14 protein-coding genes and 1 riboswitch are annotated in these 15,244 nt (G+C 36.5%); of the genes, 3 read left to right on the forward strand and 11 right to left on the reverse strand.

Annotation, left to right across the window (positions count from 1 at the left end):
• Positions 1 to 267: 267 nt before the first annotated feature.
• On the forward strand, positions 268 to 2,025 hold the full coding sequence (locus tag LKL37_RS11175) for an ABC transporter ATP-binding protein (RefSeq protein WP_431610651.1): 1,758 nt from the start codon (positions 268 to 270) through the stop codon (positions 2,023 to 2,025).
• A gap of 294 nt (positions 2,026 to 2,319) precedes the next feature.
• Here the strand turns inward: LKL37_RS11175 and LKL37_RS11180 are convergent, their stop codons facing one another.
• From LKL37_RS11180 to LKL37_RS11205, 6 genes are all read right to left on the reverse strand, one after another.
• Positions 2,320 to 4,101, reverse strand: coding sequence for a M43 family zinc metalloprotease (locus LKL37_RS11180; protein WP_431610652.1), 1,782 nt, complete (start codon positions 4,099 to 4,101; stop codon positions 2,320 to 2,322).
• 58 nt (positions 4,102 to 4,159) lie between these two features.
• Complete coding sequence (locus tag LKL37_RS11185; protein WP_431610653.1) at positions 4,160 to 4,774, reverse strand: class I SAM-dependent methyltransferase; 615 nt, start codon at positions 4,772 to 4,774, stop codon at positions 4,160 to 4,162.
• Positions 4,771 to 5,364, reverse strand: coding sequence for a hypothetical protein (locus LKL37_RS11190; protein WP_431610654.1), 594 nt, complete (start codon positions 5,362 to 5,364; stop codon positions 4,771 to 4,773). The genes LKL37_RS11185 and LKL37_RS11190 overlap by 4 nt, the downstream gene beginning before the upstream one ends.
• Positions 5,354 to 5,824, reverse strand: coding sequence for an RNA polymerase sigma factor (locus tag LKL37_RS11195; RefSeq protein ID WP_431610655.1), 471 nt, complete (start codon positions 5,822 to 5,824; stop codon positions 5,354 to 5,356). Before LKL37_RS11195 ends, LKL37_RS11190 begins: the two co-directional genes overlap by 11 nt.
• Complete coding sequence (locus tag LKL37_RS11200) at positions 5,824 to 6,675, reverse strand: alpha/beta fold hydrolase (RefSeq protein ID WP_431610656.1); 852 nt, start codon at positions 6,673 to 6,675, stop codon at positions 5,824 to 5,826. The genes LKL37_RS11195 and LKL37_RS11200 overlap by 1 nt, the downstream gene beginning before the upstream one ends.
• Before the next feature lie 204 nt (positions 6,676 to 6,879).
• Entirely contained in the window at positions 6,880 to 7,554 is a 675-nt protein-coding gene (locus LKL37_RS11205) for a DUF4919 domain-containing protein (RefSeq protein ID WP_431610657.1), read from the reverse strand.
• 217 nt (positions 7,555 to 7,771) lie between these two features.
• Between LKL37_RS11205 and LKL37_RS11210 the strand changes: the two genes are divergently transcribed.
• Complete coding sequence (locus LKL37_RS11210) at positions 7,772 to 7,987, forward strand: hypothetical protein (RefSeq protein WP_034696179.1); 216 nt, start codon at positions 7,772 to 7,774, stop codon at positions 7,985 to 7,987.
• Between the two features lie 58 nt (positions 7,988 to 8,045).
• Here the strand turns inward: LKL37_RS11210 and LKL37_RS11215 are convergent, their stop codons facing one another.
• Both LKL37_RS11215 and LKL37_RS11220 read right to left on the reverse strand, forming a co-directional pair.
• Positions 8,046 to 9,338 carry an MFS transporter gene (locus tag LKL37_RS11215; protein ID WP_431610658.1) on the reverse strand — a complete coding sequence of 431 codons (1,293 nt, stop codon included), beginning with the start codon at positions 9,336 to 9,338 and terminating at the stop codon, positions 8,046 to 8,048.
• 114 nt (positions 9,339 to 9,452) lie between these two features.
• Entirely contained in the window at positions 9,453 to 10,205 is a 753-nt protein-coding gene (locus LKL37_RS11220) for a DUF3575 domain-containing protein (RefSeq protein ID WP_431610659.1), read from the reverse strand.
• Between the two features lie 167 nt (positions 10,206 to 10,372).
• On the opposite strand from LKL37_RS11220, the gene LKL37_RS11225 reads away from it, so the two are divergent.
• Positions 10,373 to 12,457, forward strand: a complete 2,085-nt coding sequence (locus LKL37_RS11225; RefSeq protein WP_431610660.1) for a TonB-dependent receptor domain-containing protein — start codon at positions 10,373 to 10,375, stop codon at positions 12,455 to 12,457.
• 60 nt (positions 12,458 to 12,517) lie between these two features.
• Here the strand turns inward: LKL37_RS11225 and LKL37_RS11230 are convergent, their stop codons facing one another.
• From LKL37_RS11230 to LKL37_RS11240, 3 genes are all read right to left on the reverse strand, one after another.
• Positions 12,518 to 13,519, reverse strand: coding sequence for a T9SS type A sorting domain-containing protein (locus LKL37_RS11230; RefSeq protein ID WP_431610661.1), 1,002 nt, complete (start codon positions 13,517 to 13,519; stop codon positions 12,518 to 12,520).
• A 131-nt stretch (positions 13,520 to 13,650) separates the two neighbouring features.
• Positions 13,651 to 14,298 carry a 3,4-dihydroxy-2-butanone-4-phosphate synthase gene (gene ribB / locus LKL37_RS11235; protein ID WP_431610662.1) on the reverse strand — a complete coding sequence of 216 codons (648 nt, stop codon included), beginning with the start codon at positions 14,296 to 14,298 and terminating at the stop codon, positions 13,651 to 13,653.
• 92 nt (positions 14,299 to 14,390) lie between these two features.
• Positions 14,391 to 14,516: riboswitch (FMN riboswitch) on the reverse strand.
• 126 nt (positions 14,517 to 14,642) lie between these two features.
• Positions 14,643 to 15,083, reverse strand: a complete 441-nt coding sequence (locus LKL37_RS11240; RefSeq protein ID WP_431610663.1) for a DUF1801 domain-containing protein — start codon at positions 15,081 to 15,083, stop codon at positions 14,643 to 14,645.
• Positions 15,084 to 15,244 lie beyond the last annotated feature (161 nt).

Raw genomic sequence — 15,244 nt, forward strand, 5'->3', positions numbered from 1 at the left:
CTATTGTTTTAAGCCTCCGGAGATGCCGGGAGGTTTAAAACGGGGTTGTTTTACATATAGACCTGTTTAATTTTCCTGTTTAATAAGGGTTCATGATGGCTTAAAGGCCAAAAGATCAGTTTTCCAACAGGTTGAGGCTATTCATTCTATAAATGGCAGGTATCTGAAATTTTCTATGACGATTTGCAAAAGTTGTAAAGGCAGTCCGGTTATAAAGTATTATTTTTGCATAGAATTTTATTTTAATTCTTTCTTTCGATTCGTACAATGAAAAAACAAGATACCTGGGGAATTATAAAAAGGCTGTTCTTTATCGGAATGAAATTTCGTTCTTGGTTCATCCTTACCCTTATTATTTCCATATTCCTTTCTATCGTTTCTACTTACAGGCCTTATCTTACCATGCAGGTGGTGGATAATGATATTACGAAGCTGCATGACAAAGCTTTAATGATGAAACACATCTACATTCTTGTAGGATTGGTGTTTGCTGAAACTGTCTTAAACTTTTTCTTGGTTTATTTCTCAAATTTCATTTCGCAGAATGTGATCAGGGATATCAGAGAGCGTCTGTATGCCAAGCTGATTTACTTCAAAACTTCATTTTTTGATAAAACACCTATCGGGCAGCTGGTAACACGTGCAGTAGGGGATGTAGAGACTATTGCAACGGTATACACAGATGGTTTCCTGATGGTATTCGGGGATATTCTGAGAATTCTGTTTGTACTGATTATGATGTTCAGTACCAATGTTCACCTGAGTTATATTACACTGGCTATTTTACCTTTAATGGTATTAATCACAAGATTCTTCCAGAAAAGGCTGAAAAAAGCTTTTGGGGATGAGAGAAACTGGACAGCCAATCAAAACTCATTTGTTCAGGAGAGACTGGCGGGGATGCCAATTATTCAGGTATTCAACAGACAGGAATCTGAGTTTAAGAAATTTGATGATATCAATATTACCCTGAAAGGAGCATTGCTGAGAACCGTATTTATTTTCTCACTGTTCTTTCCTGTAGTGGAACTTATTTCTTCATTATTCATCGGGTTTATTCTTTTCTATGGAGGATATATCACGATCAGTGCCGGAGTGGTGATTGCATTTATCCAGTATATTTCAATGCTGATCCGTCCTTTGAGACAGATTGCAGACCGTTTCAATAATATCCAGCGAGGAATTGTAGGAGCAGAAAGAGTATTGGGGCTAATGGATGAAGAAAACTCAATGCCGAATAACGGAACGGTGAAGAAAGATCACTTTGCCGGAAAAATTGAATTCCAGAAAGTACATTTTGCTTATGATGAAAAGCAGGAAGTTCTGAAAGGAATTGATTTTAAAGTAAATCCAGGCGAAACAGTAGCAATTGTAGGGGCTACAGGTGCCGGAAAATCGACCATTATCAGCTTGATCACAAGATTGTATGATATCAACTCCGGAAATATTCTGATTGATGATGTGGATTTAAAAGATTATGAATTGTATAATCTGAGAAGCCATATCGGAGTGGTATTGCAGGATGTTTTCCTTTTCCATGGAAGTATTTTTGAGAATCTTGCCTTCGGAGATGACAGTATAACACTTGATAAGATAAAAGCGGGAGCCAGAGAAATTGAAGTAGATCAGTTTATTCAACAGCTTCCTGGTGGATATGATTATGTGGTGAGCGAAAGAGGTTCTTCCATTTCTTTAGGTCAGAGGCAATTGCTGTCTTTCCTGAGAGCCTATTTATCAGACCCGAAAATTTTAATTCTGGATGAAGCTACGTCTTCCATTGACCATGAAAGTGAAAAACTGATTCAGAGAGCAACGGAAAAAATTACTAAAAACAGAACATCTATTATTATTGCCCACAGACTTTCAACCATTGAAAAAGCAGATAAAATTATTGTGATGGAACATGGTAAAATAGTAGAAGAAGGAAAGCACCTTGATCTTTTGGATAAGAACGGATACTATGCCACTTTATACAAAGCCCAGCTTCGCCATGAAGTGGAATTGGAAGAAGAAAAAGAATCATAATCCATTAAGGAATTATAATAAAAAAAAAAGAGAGTCAGTAATGACTCTCTTTTTTTTATTTACATAATTATTTTAACCACAAAAGGCACAAAAGTTTTAAACACTTGTTTTTTTAGATACAAGCTTTATATATAATAATTACGCCTAAGTGTTGTGAAAATCTTTGATTTTCAACTTGTGTGAGCTTTTTTGCAGCATCATGTTGAATTTACTTAAGTGGTAAAGTATTTTAAAATAAAAGCTTTTGTGACTTTTGTGGTTTTGTAATATTTTGGTTGTTTTTATGAATGGATTTTAGAATTTTAATTTTTTAGTAATCACTTTTCCGTCTTCCAGTAAAACTGTTGCGGTGATGATGATGTTTTTCTGATCAACCGGGTATTTGAATTCCGAAGATTTTACATCTGTTTTTCTCATCAGTAATCTTCCTGAAGCATCATAAATATGCACCGAAGAAATTTTCACATTACTTCTCACTGATACGGAATTTTCATCTTTAAAAATAACAGGTGAATTTTTCAATCCTGCATTTTCTACTGCTAATAATCCCTGCGTCTCAATGATTACAGAATAATCTTCTACCTGTCCATATTTCGGAGTATAGCATGCCGTTACCGCTGTTCCGTTGAATTCTCCAATCACTCTCATTCTTAAAGGAGTATTGGTTACAGCACTTGCAGGAGGAGTTACCTGAGCAGTAGCGAACGAACCGTTGGTTACGCCGCTTTGATTAAGAACAAGTTCTGTAGTTTCATTAAACTGACCGTCATTGTTATAATCAATATATGCTTTAATAACATGAGAATTGCTGGTTCCCGGAGCTACAGTAAGGGTTGTAGCTGAGTTTTGAGGAATCGTAGTTTTGGATATTCCTGAACAGTAAGTCCCTGTAAAGTTTTCATAAAAATTATTGGCTGCCTGTTTATAATTGCTTGAATAATTACTGATGCTTCCAAATTTTACAGAAGTAATTCCTATATTAAAGGTGCCTGGATTTGTGATGGTTGCCGGAGTACATGCATTCGTTAATGTTGCACTGTTATTAATAGTAGTTGTAGATGCAACCGGTGAATTGATCAGCGACTGTCTGTACTGTAAAAGCTGGGCAGTAGCTCTGTCCGTTTGCCCTTGTGTAAATAGATTTCTAAAACAGTACGTATATGCCATTACATTTCTCTCCCCACCGTTGTATAGCTGGTTGGTACAAGGATTGATTTGTCCCGTTTGGCATGCCTGAGGAACTGTAGGGTGATAAAGACTCTTCATCGGCTCCGTATCACAAACAAGATCTCCGTCCAGCGTACAATCGTTATTAACAGGGCAATCTCCCGTAGTTTCATTGTATCCCTCGTGGGTATGTCTAAGTCCTAAAGCGTGCCCGAATTCATGCGCTAAAGTTTGTGCATTCACAGCAGAAGCGCTTGTTGCCATAAAAGCGTAATCATTACTTCCTCCCGGATAATATGCAAAACCGTTCAATCCTCCGGAATTGGATGTTAGTTTTTTTACCACATAAATGTTGTAATATTTTGAAGTGTCCCATATTCCCATAGCTGTAATCTCTGAAGCAGTTACGGCATTGGTTGTGTTATCATTATTAACGCCCCCGCTTACATATTTTGGAAGAGATGAAGCATTGATTCTGTTGATCCCATTGGTTGCATTACAGCTAGGATCTTTAGTAGCGAAAACAAATTTTACAGGAAGCATAGCACTTGTTCCTGACATTCCACTGGTAGTGCTTCCTGCAAAAACACCGTTGGTATAATTTACCCATGCAATAATGTCGGCATCAGATTTATTATTGGTAGTTCCCACAGCGCTTCCGTCCCCTACAACGTGTACAACAATGGGAATTTCATACACCTGATTGTTGAGTTTAGAAGCCAACTTTCCGCTTTTGATCATTTTTGATAACTTCAGATTGAAAGCATCGTCCTGAGCTTTCTCTTCCGGATACCTTTCATAATGTTTTTTCATTAATTCATCGGTTCCGCATTCCTGGAATTCCAAACTTTGTGAATAAAAATTGGAGCAGAATGCCCCTGAAATAAGAAGAAATAATAATTTTTTCATAGTATTTTTCATTTAAGAGTTGTGAATTCAAAAATAAATAAAAAATACATATCAATAATTACTGTTTTTTAAAATTACAGAAAACGAAATTCTGAACCGTCTCAAAGGGTGTGGTATGATCTTCTGTAATACACTGAATTTTTTTAAAACTTCTTTCAAATTTTTCTGATAATGACCCTTCGTCATATTGCTGAATATCCAATCCGCTGCATTTCGTAGGACCGTTTTTGGAAAAAGTTCCGAGGATCAGACAGTTCTTCACACTTTTTTCTGCGATGTCAATATATTTTGAAATCTGTTCCGGTGTTGTAAGAAAATGAAAAGCCGCTCTGTCATGCCAGATATCATAAGTTTCTGTGGGTTCGAAAGCAGTAATATCTGTTGCTATCCATTTTACTTTATGGGCCGATTCTCCCAGTCTTTCCTGTGCTTTCTCCAAAGCTTTGGTGGAAATATCAAGTACTGTAATGTTTTTATAACCTTCCTCAAGGAGAAAATCGACAAGATTGCTGTCTCCACCACCAATATCAATGATGCTGGCATCTTTTCCCAATCCGGAAGACCTGATAAAATCAAGCGATGTCTGAGGTTTTTTCTGAGTCCAGCTTACCTGATCCGGATTCTTGGTTTCATAGGCGTTTTCCCAGTGGCTTTTGTTGTCTGAAGATATCATGATTCTTTTAATTGATTATTGATCTCTTCAAATTTATTAATTAATTCATCAAGTTTCCCTTGTTGTTTCTTTATGGTTCTTGGTCTCAGATAAAACCAGTTGAAAGCAATCCATGCCAATGTTACAGCATAGGCAAGAATACCTGATCCAAGAGTCATTCTTGAAGTGTATTCATACATATAAAAGCAAATTCCCAGAAACAGCATGATGAAATACAAGTTGAGTATCGTTGTCTGCATAAACTTCTGCTTGCTTTTTACTACATATAAGCTTTGGAGATATTCATTGTTAGACTGTGTTTGGTCTATTTTGTAAAATACCATAAACATTTTGTTATAGGCAAACAGGAAGATAACCATGGCTAGAATAACCATTACAATCCCGATTTTTGTTGTAATCATTTCAGGCTGATACCAATACCAGATGAAAAGGATGAATAGTGAAGTTGCTATTAATCCAATATTAGTAAGGATCAGCCTGCGCAGATTCTGGTTTCTGAATTTTTTCAGTTTTCCGAGAAGCTCTTCCATATTGGGTTTGTTGGAAGTCTGCTGCTTCCATATGTTTTTGAAATCTATATTAGTAGCCATTTTTTTTAAACTTTTGCGTTAATTTTTCCTTTATCCTGTGAATCTTTACCCTGATATTGGATTCTGAAAGTCCTACGATGTGAGCTATTTCAGCCTGTTTCACCTCTTCCAGTTCCAAGGAAATGATAATTCTGTCTGTTTCAGGCAGTTCCGAAATAAACTGATATAGCATTTGTATCTGAGGTTCCATAGATTCCTGCTTTTTCTCTTCCAGATTGATGGGCAGATCTGTTTTAGCAAATTTCTTTTCCTTTTCAATCTGTCGGAGGCAGTTATTAGAAGCAATTCTGAAAATCCAGGTTCCTATGTTGGATTCATTCCTGAATTTCGGAAGCTGCTGCCAGACGATAATAAATGTTTCCTGAGCAAGATCCTGAGCGAGTTCAGTATCATTCACATATCCCATGCACAGACGGAATATCCTTTGCCAGTAGAGTTCGTATATCTCTTCAAAAACCATTATTTCGCAGATAAAAAGTGAGTAAGCTGATTAAAATACCATTCTTTGTCATCATACATGATGAAATGTAAACCCTTTGAAGCGTACTGCATATTGGTGTTTTTCAGATTTTTATATTGTTCTTCGATCATGGGCTTTAAATTGACAAAATAAGACTCCAGAAGAATAAGAGAAGGACACTGTATATTTTTTATTTTTTCTCTGAGATCGGTATTGGAAAAATCACAATACATTTTAGCGAATGTTTTTCGGTCAGATTTCATGCTCCAATTGATCACGGTTTCCTGCATAGAAGTATCTGCCAGAAGACGTGGCATAGTCTGAGTCTGCATTTTACGGAACTGTTCATCATTCATTGCTGTTAACTGAGTAATGGTGGAGGAGCAGTCATTATTTTCTTTGGATGTAAAATTAGGATCAGCCATTGCTGCAAGACAAGGAAGAGTATCTACAATAACAATTTTACCTACCAGTTCGGGATAGTCAGCCGCGATAGCCAGAGCAAGACCTCCTCCCATGCTGTGTCCGATAATCACAGGTTTGTCAATTTTATTATTCTTGATGTAAGCTGCTATTGCTTTTTCCCAATCCTTAAAGCTGGCATCTGCCTGTGGTTTCGTTCCGGCAAACCCGGCCATTGTTAAAGTATAACAAGTGAAATTTTTTTCAAACTTTGCAGTTGTTTCGTTCCATACATCTCCTGAAGAGGCAAATCCCGGAATAAATAGTAGAGACTGATTTCCTTTTCCGGTTTTCTTTACTTCAAAAGGATATGCTGTTTCCTGTCCGAATATATTGCATACCGCTAAAAAAAATAATATGATGATAAGAAGGAATGTGAATTTTTTCATGATTTCTAAAGTTTTAAGGTTTATTTGTCTTTTAGAGACGAACCCTTTAAAAATGTTACAGTAAAAAATATTTTTTTTCAAAAAAAATATTTTTCCTTCTCCGAAACCCTTATCATCAGGGTGAAATCATATGAAATTTATTTTTATAAAAATTGATAGATGTTATTTGTAGTGGATACAATGATATAAAAAAACACAGGACTATTAATCTAAAATTCTTCCATAAAATCTGCTGATATCAAAATAAAACCCCGGAATTTTATATTTATCTTTTTCAAATTCCTGATAGTCACATTTTCCATTGTGGCTTTGTGATTGGGTTTCCATTTGAAATCTGTTTAAAAGTACATATTCATCGGTAACGGAAATAACATGAAAACCTGTTTCGCATTTCAGTCCATCTCCGGAAGTAAGAACGGTATTTAATAATCCATGGAAATTTCCGGCAATTTTTTCAGCAGTGGCGTCGTCTTTATTTAAATGATACAGGTAGGCGAGATAATTCATGGCACGCAGATCCAGAGGGTTTTCGTCTAAGACATCCAGAAATAGCTGAATCCCCTTAGACAAATCTTTTTGTGAAATACCTTCTCCACGATAATATTTAGAAACTTCCTCAGCCTTTTTCCCGATTTTATAAGGCTGATAGGTTTTCTGAAAAGTATAACCGAAGTAAAGATGGCGGTATTGGCTGCTTGTAAGAAGGGTGTCGTTTTGTTTTAATCTTTTTAATAGTTCCGGATAATAGTATTCTGAATTTTTATCCTCAATATTTTTTTGAATCGCAGCATAATCCGGTGCTTTAAATTCCATTTTCTGAGCATGAAGGAAAGTAAGCAGAATTAAAAAGAATAAAGAGAAAAATGCTTTAATAGTCATGGTTTGTATAAGGTTGTTACAATTTTCTGATGGGTTAAAAATACGGAATATGTATCAATCGGATAATATCGACTGACTATTTATAAAAAAAATAATAAAATATTGTCAAAGTGTTATTTTGTGTTGATAAATTTACTAACTTTATTCGGAATTTAAGAGTTACCCCTGACATTTGAAGGGGTAAATGGAATTTTTAACTAAAAAACTAGAAATATTAATGAGTAGTAGTATCCAAGATGAATTTAAAGTCTTTAAAGACGAATTAAGAAAGTTGAATATCGAAGTACAGAAAGTTGTAAAAGTAGGAAACGGTAGTATGGATTTCCACGAGGTTTTCTACAAATCGCCGAGGTATGAAGAGGTAAAGAGTATATACGTCCAGCGCCATAATCTGGATAGTATGATTGAAAAATTTAAACAGGCCTATCATTAAAAAATAGAACGCGCCGCAGATACTCTGCGGCGCGCGATTTTTATAAAGTTATCAGAAATTAATCTTTATCCAGCGTAGAGGTCTTCCTGGTATCTTTCATTCCGATATAAACAACCAAAGAAAAGAGAATACATCCGGTAATATACCAGTAAAAATATTCTTCAGAACCAATCTTTTTAAACCAAAGTGCAATATATTCTGCCGTTCCTCCAAATACTGCAACTGTGATGGCATATGGCAAACCTACACCAAGCGCCCTGATTTCTGAAGGGAAAAGTTCTGCTTTTACCACTGCATTGATGGAAGTGTAGCCGCTTACAATAATTAGAGCTGCCATAATCATGAAAAATGCACCCCAGATTGAAGTAGTCGTACTCAATGCTGTAAGGAGCGGAACAGTACACGAAGTTCCCAGAATACCAAAACCTAAAAGAAGCGGCCTTCTTCCGATTTTGTCAGATAATCCTCCAAATACAGGCTGAAGACAGGCGAAAATAAACAATGAAATAAATGACACCAATGTAGATTCTTCTTTCGTAAGATGTACGGTATTAACAAGGAATTTCTGCATATAAGTTGTGTAAGTATAAAATGCCAGTGTTCCTCCTAAAGTAAGTCCTACAACGGTAAGCAGCGCTCTTGGATGCTTCAGAAGTTCTTTTACGGTTCCTTTTTTCTTTTCATTCACTTCTTTTTTATTTTCAAAAGCTTCCGTTTCATGAAGGTTGGCGCGAAGGTATAATGCAATGATGGAAAGCATCGCTCCAATTACAAAAGGAATTCGCCAGCCCCATTCTTCAAGCTGAGTTTCAGTCAATAATAATTTCTGTAAAATAAGCTGAATTCCCAATGCTATAAGTTGTCCGCCAATCAGAGTAACATACTGAAAGCTTGAATAAAATCCTCTTCTGTCCTGTGTGGCCATTTCGCTGAGGTAAGTTGCAGAAACTCCATATTCACCGCCAACACTCAATCCCTGAAGTAATCTTGCCAACAAAAGTAATAATGGTGCTAGAATTCCTATAGATTGGTATGTGGGAGTAAGGGCAATCAGTAAAGATCCAAAAGACATCAGAAGAACAGAAAGAGTCATCGCTTTTTTTCTTCCCACTTTATCTGCAATACTTCCGAACATCCATCCGCCGATAGGACGCATTAGAAAACCTACGGCAAATATTCCCGCGGTATTCATCAGTTGGGCATTCAGGTCAGAATCTGGGAAAAATGAATGGGAAAAATAAATAGCAAAGGCAGCATATGCATACCAATCGTACCATTCAACAAGATTTCCGATAGATCCGCCTATGATGGCTTTGATTCTTTGCGCTGTGGTGATTGAGGTTGAGTTCATAAAATGTTTATTTTCCGGAAAAGTTTCTTTAATAATGGCATCCAAGATACAAATTTCAGTAAAAAATAAACCGCTCTGAAAAAGAACGGTTGATCTATTACAAGATTGTATTTTTTAAAATCTATATCCTATTGAAAGTCCGCTTCTGAAGCCAGCCCATGGACCATCCACTTTTATTCTGGCACCATTGGCATTGGTTTCTACCGTATACTTTACAAAAGGAATATCCAGATTTTCAATTTCTTTTTTAAGCTGAGCCTGCATATCAGGAGTCAGTACATAATCTGAGGTCATGGTAAAATCACCTTTTCCGGTTCCATAGTGTGCTCCGGCGATCCAGAAATCCAATACAAGATTCTGGCTTCTGGTCAGAAAAAACTGAACTCCGACCATTAATCCTCCACTGTTTCCATTAGTATCTCCCTGACCTCTAAGAGGGATTTGATACGTAATTGAATTAGGACCATTGTAATCATAATAAAAATCAAAAGTATTGGAAGTAACACTTGAATATCTGTAATACGGTGCAAAATAAAATCCTTTTCCATAGCCCTTTCCGATGTAAAACCTTGGTTCTATTGTAAAGTTAGTCGCTTTTACCCTAAGATTTTGGAATCTTTTCTCATCTTTATCTTTCAGAAAGGCATTGATGAAAGGTACTTTTCCTTCCGGCATGGTTCCGAAACCGATGTTCAGGGAAAACCATTGGTTGATGGCCCGCTCATAAGACAGATTAATGTTTCTGAATGCGTAGGCCGTGACATTGGTTTTGATGATATTCATCTTTTCGGCCGAACTGTTGTCAATTTCCTGAGCTCCCAATACAGAAAACAGGAAGCAGGGAATCAATATGAATACTTTTTTCATGACTCTATATTTTGTGGTGTAAAAAGATACCAGCAAAAAACGGGCTGAATTTAACATAATAATTATAATTTAAAGAAAAATTATTGATAATCTTCTAATAAGTTGTGATTATAAATGTAATAAACATCGGAGAGTGATTGTCCTAATGGTATAATTCTTCCTCAGACATGAAAAAAATTATATATACCATCTTTTTCCTTTGCGGCACTTTAGTATTTTCACAGGAGAAGAAAGATGATACAGCCGATGTAGCACCTACCAAGGAGATTCAGGAAGTTATTTTGAAATCACAGCGCAAAAAACAGTTTGCGGATAAAGCTGTGTATACTTTTGATAAAGAAGCACTGGAAAAAGCACGATATGCAAAAGATTTATTGAGCACTCTTCCTGAATTACAGCTGGATCCTGTTGCCAATACGATTACCAGTACAAAAGGTGGGACTACCTTGTTTCTTATCAATGGTATTGAAGCTACAGACATGCAGATTAGGAGTGTTGCTCCCAGTGAGGTTGTGAAAGTGGAGTATTATGATATTCCGCCAGCGAGGTGGGCAACGAGAGCAGATACGGTGGTTAATATTCTGACAAGGTCTACAGAAACAGGATATGTTTTCGGGGCTGATGTTTCTGCTGCTTTAAATACCGGATTTGTGAATGGCTCTGCCTACGCCAATTATACTAAAGGAAAAAATAATTTCGGACTGGAATACTCTCTGAATCTTAGAGATTACAATGACAGAAGGGTCAACAGTATCTATGATTATCAGTTGAATGGAAAACATTACCGTTCTGATGAAAACAGAACAGATCATTTCGGATATACTTTCCAGAATGTGGCCTTGCGTTATACCAGGCTTGTTCCGGATGATTATGCTTTTCAGGCTAAGCTGAATATGGATATTTTCAGCAGGTTTTCAAAAGGAGTGGGGCAGAGTGTCTTTACTGAGGATAACCTGATGGAAGAGCATAATATGTTTAAAAATAATGGCTCAGACTACGTTATTCCTAAGCTGGATCTTTATTATTCTAAAAAAATCGGTGAAAAAGATGAGGTGAGTATTAATGTGGTAGGCTCTCATTATACAACCAATACAACGGAAACAGCTAAAGAATGGATCATAGGTTCAGGATTGTCAGTATACAATAATGATATGCTTCTGAAAGCCAGGCAAACAAGTCTGGTTGGAGAGCTTGCCCACGTTCATGATTTTAGAGCCGGAAAACTTTCTTCGGGATACCGTATTTCGAGATCTTCTATTTCTAATGACCTGAATAATCTTGCCGGATATTCTCAATATAATGTCACTTATCTGGAGCAGTATTTTTATACAGAATTTGCCGGAAAATTTGATAAATTCAGCTATCGTATCGGAGCGGGGCTTACCAATATTCACAACAAAAGTGCAGAGAATACTTTTGATGAATGGACTTTCACTCCAAAGGTTATTTTAGCGTATCAGGTTAAAGGAAATCAGAATCTTCGTTTTACCGCAAGTTACAGTCCGATAAGTCCGTGGAGTAATGCTTTGAGTAGTAATGTGGTGCAGCTGGCACCTAATATTGTTCAGCGAGGAAATCCTTTTCTGGAATCTCAGCAGGTCTTTTCTAACAATCTGACTTATTCTTTTAATAATAAATATTTCGATTTTAATGCAGGTTTGTTTTACCGATATACAGATAGGGTGATTAATCAGTATTATGTTCAGGATGATGTATTGGGAGGGTATGCTCTGACGTATGAAAACGGGAAAAACGGACAGAGGTATGGGGTACAGTTAACGGGATCTTATAAGCCTTTTGGAAATAGCCTGCTTGTTATAAAAGCAGTCATCACACCAACTTCTGAAACTGTGAAAACAAGCAAAGGTGCTCTGATTAAAAATGATTATTTAGGAAATTACTTTTCACTTTCTTCGGAATATAAATCGTTCTCAGTACAGTATCAGTTCAATATTCCTGTTTACAGTTTAAGTGGAGCATTTCTTAATACGAATGAAAATCAGAATAATATTTTTATGAGCTACAAACACAAAAACTGGACGTTCTCCACCGGAATGTACTGGATCGGAATGCCTTCGGAATATAAAATGAAAAGTCTGCCGGAAAGTTTGGTTGATTATAAAGTTCATACACAGATTATGAACAACAAATCAATGTTCGTATTAGGATTAAGCTATGATTTCTCCAAAGGGAAGAAGACCGAAATTCAGCGAAAGCTTAATAACGAAACAGCTCCTGCTGCTACTTTTTAAAAATAATTTTGAATGTTAATAAGAAATCCCCGCTCATTTTTAGGAGCGGGGATTTTTTTATTATTTCTTGATGAATTTTGTATTCTTTTTATCTGCGTTATTTTTTCCATTGATCTCAATGAAATAAGAAGCTGGCGGAAGGTCTGAAATCTGAATGTTTCCGGATTGTATCTCTGAAGTTTTAACCAGTTTTCCATCCAGACTGTAGATATTAGCTTTGGAATAATTATCTGTATTTCCTTTGAATCCAATAAAGTCTTTAGCTGGGTTAGGGTAAACCACTAAATTTTCTTTCTTAGTTGCATTGCTGACTGCTAGGAATGTTTCACTTAAAGCCTGTGCACTTGAAGTAGATTGATTAATACCCAATAAAGGAACGCTGATATTTCCATTGGTTGTGCTTAGTAATGCATATCTGTGAGAAGCATTGTAATAAGCATAAGCCGTATTGGTAACTGTTCCGATTGGGTTAGAATAAATGACATCAAAAGATGAATATAAATTAAAGTTCTGAGTATACTTTACTCTAAGAACGTTGCTATATGTCTGGTTGCCTATAATCAAAGTTCCGTATGCATCAGCCTGAGTAGCCAGTGTCCCACTGAACAGTCCATTAGCAACAGATGATGTGAAAGTTCCTTTGGCAGTATCGTTTTGAGCAGGTCCGTAAGCTGTTGGATAATTGTTATAAGTACCGTTATCTACATTAAAGTTTAAAGTAGCCTGTGGATTTACAATTCCTGTAATTTCCAGCTTTGTGGCAGATGCTTTATAGTAAATAGTGTTTGTTCCGTCTACCATTTTAATGGTGGATCCGGGAAATGTTGTGATTTCAGTTGAAGTTGGAACGGAATAAGTTGTTTGTGACGAAGCCCCCATCGTTAGACTTCCGTTTGAAAAAGTAACATTAGCTCCTGTTGCAGAGTTATCTACAGTTCCGTTTAACTGATTGTAATTAACAATATCTCCGGAAACAGGATCGTTGGCTGCTTTTGTGAGTGTAATCTGTGCAGAAAGCATAACAGATGTTCCTAAAAGTAAAAAGAGGATAGATTTTTTCATAATAAACTTTTTGCTAAAGTTAATTAAAAACACAATCCGAATTTTAATTTAATTCGTTTTTAGCCAGATATTTAAGGAAATCGCCGGCTGATAAAATCAGCCGGCGATTCTGTGCGTTAAAAAACTAAATTTTAGTTGCTCATAATCATTTTACGATAAGCGTAAATATCTTCGATAGTCACGACACTCATCCCTTTTTTGATCGCAAAGTCCACAATTTCAGGAAGTCTTGCCATGGAACCATCCTCATTCGTCAGTTCGCAAAGTACGGCATCATCTCCCAGATTGGCCATTTTTACAAGATCTACACTGCCTTCAGTATGTCCACGTCTTTCAAAGACACCCTCTTTTCTGGCAATCAGGGGAAATACGTGTCCTGGACTTGCAATATGCTCTGCCTGGGCATTTGATGCCACAGCTGTTCTGATCGTTGTTACACGATCTTTTGCAGAAACCCCTGATTCTACCCCTTCTCTGGCTTCAATAGAAATCGTGAAAGCAGTTTGATTTTTTGAATTGTTGTTTTCCACCATCGGACGAAGGTTGAGGTGGCGGCTTTTTTCCTCAGAAATGCATAAGCAGACGATACCACTGCATTCGCGGATCAGAAGTGCCATATCCTGTTCTGTAATAGTGGAAGCGGGAAAGATGATATCGCCTTCGTTTTCGCGGTTTTCATCATCTACCAGTAGAATACCTTTTCCCTGTTGTAATGTGTGAAGTGCTTTTTCTACACGTTCTTTGGAGCTAGCTCCGAATTGTTCTAATAATTTTTCCATGTTATTTTACTTTTAAAAGTTAAAATAGTCTTCGGTACATGGAAATGAAATACAACGCAACAAGAATCCATAAGGAATCTTATTGGTCATCTCATTTTCTTCTCCCATCCAGACTTTAACTGTCGGTTCCGGAATTTCACCAGATCAGTCCTTTCAGAAGAAAGGAGTCGCGGACTGTAACCGCCGGTAGGGAATTGCACCCTGCCCCGAAGAAAACTTATACTAAGTTTTGCTGTATGTTGTAATTTAAATTTTTATTTCATTGACTAGTATTTAACGCACAGACCGCTAATTTCGGGAAGTTTTTTGAATTGGAGAAGAAATTTATGACGAATCAGCTTATATTACTTTTCTCTACAGGCACACTCATGATTTTCATTTAAATAAGCAATGGTTGCTCTACACATTTTTTCTAAGGTGTCAATATTAATATCAGAAAGCTTTTTGATGTAAATGCAGGATTTTCCCATTTTAAATTTTCCGAAATCGTCCAATAAATGCTTGCTTTCTTCGGTAGGCGAATAAACATACAGTGAAAACTCTGCTTTACGTGGTGAAAAGCCGATGAGCGGCATATCACCCTCATGTCCGCTTGCATATTTATAATGATAACTGCCAAATCCGATAATGGTTGGTCCCCACATTTTAGGCTCGAATCCTGACCATTCGCTCATCAATTGTATTAATTGAAAGCTGTCCGCTTTCTTTTCATCTTTCTCTACAAATGAATGAATAAAATCAGTTACGTTTACCTCTGTTTCGTGGGTTTTATTTGCTTTAGCCATGATTGTTCGTATTCTTTTAATAAGTTACTGCTTTTTCTAATATGGCTTCAAATTAACCTTTTTAGAATATCAACTAAAAAAATGCGGATAATTTATCCACAGAAGTTATCCACATAATTTTCTATTGTGGAAAATTCACAAAAATCAAAACTTATTTTAAT

The organism is Chryseobacterium sp. 'Rf worker isolate 10', from assembly GCF_050753305.1.
Classification (GTDB): Bacteria; Bacteroidota; Bacteroidia; order Flavobacteriales; family Weeksellaceae; genus Chryseobacterium.

Excerpts from the sequence above, each read along its gene's own strand:
- LKL37_RS11175 (WP_431610651.1), top strand. The coding sequence starts at position 268 with ATGAAAAAACAAGATACCTGGGGAATTATAAAAAGGCTGTTCTTTATC.
- LKL37_RS11180 (WP_431610652.1), bottom strand. The coding sequence starts at position 4,101 with ATGAAAAAATTATTATTTCTTCTTATTTCAGGGGCATTCTGCTCCAAT.
- LKL37_RS11185 (WP_431610653.1), bottom strand. The coding sequence starts at position 4,774 with ATGATATCTTCAGACAACAAAAGCCACTGGGAAAACGCCTATGAAACC.
- LKL37_RS11190 (WP_431610654.1), bottom strand. The coding sequence starts at position 5,364 with ATGGCTACTAATATAGATTTCAAAAACATATGGAAGCAGCAGACTTCC.
- LKL37_RS11195 (WP_431610655.1), bottom strand. The coding sequence starts at position 5,824 with ATGGTTTTTGAAGAGATATACGAACTCTACTGGCAAAGGATATTCCGT.
- LKL37_RS11200 (WP_431610656.1), bottom strand. The coding sequence starts at position 6,675 with ATGAAAAAATTCACATTCCTTCTTATCATCATATTATTTTTTTTAGCG.
- LKL37_RS11205 (WP_431610657.1), bottom strand. The coding sequence starts at position 7,554 with ATGACTATTAAAGCATTTTTCTCTTTATTCTTTTTAATTCTGCTTACT.
- LKL37_RS11210 (WP_034696179.1), top strand. The coding sequence starts at position 7,772 with ATGAGTAGTAGTATCCAAGATGAATTTAAAGTCTTTAAAGACGAATTA.
- LKL37_RS11215 (WP_431610658.1), bottom strand. The coding sequence starts at position 9,338 with ATGAACTCAACCTCAATCACCACAGCGCAAAGAATCAAAGCCATCATA.
- LKL37_RS11220 (WP_431610659.1), bottom strand. The coding sequence starts at position 10,205 with ATGAAAAAAGTATTCATATTGATTCCCTGCTTCCTGTTTTCTGTATTG.
- LKL37_RS11225 (WP_431610660.1), top strand. The coding sequence starts at position 10,373 with ATGAAAAAAATTATATATACCATCTTTTTCCTTTGCGGCACTTTAGTA.
- LKL37_RS11230 (WP_431610661.1), bottom strand. The coding sequence starts at position 13,519 with ATGAAAAAATCTATCCTCTTTTTACTTTTAGGAACATCTGTTATGCTT.
- ribB (WP_431610662.1), bottom strand. The coding sequence starts at position 14,298 with ATGGAAAAATTATTAGAACAATTCGGAGCTAGCTCCAAAGAACGTGTA.
- LKL37_RS11240 (WP_431610663.1), bottom strand. The coding sequence starts at position 15,083 with ATGGCTAAAGCAAATAAAACCCACGAAACAGAGGTAAACGTAACTGAT.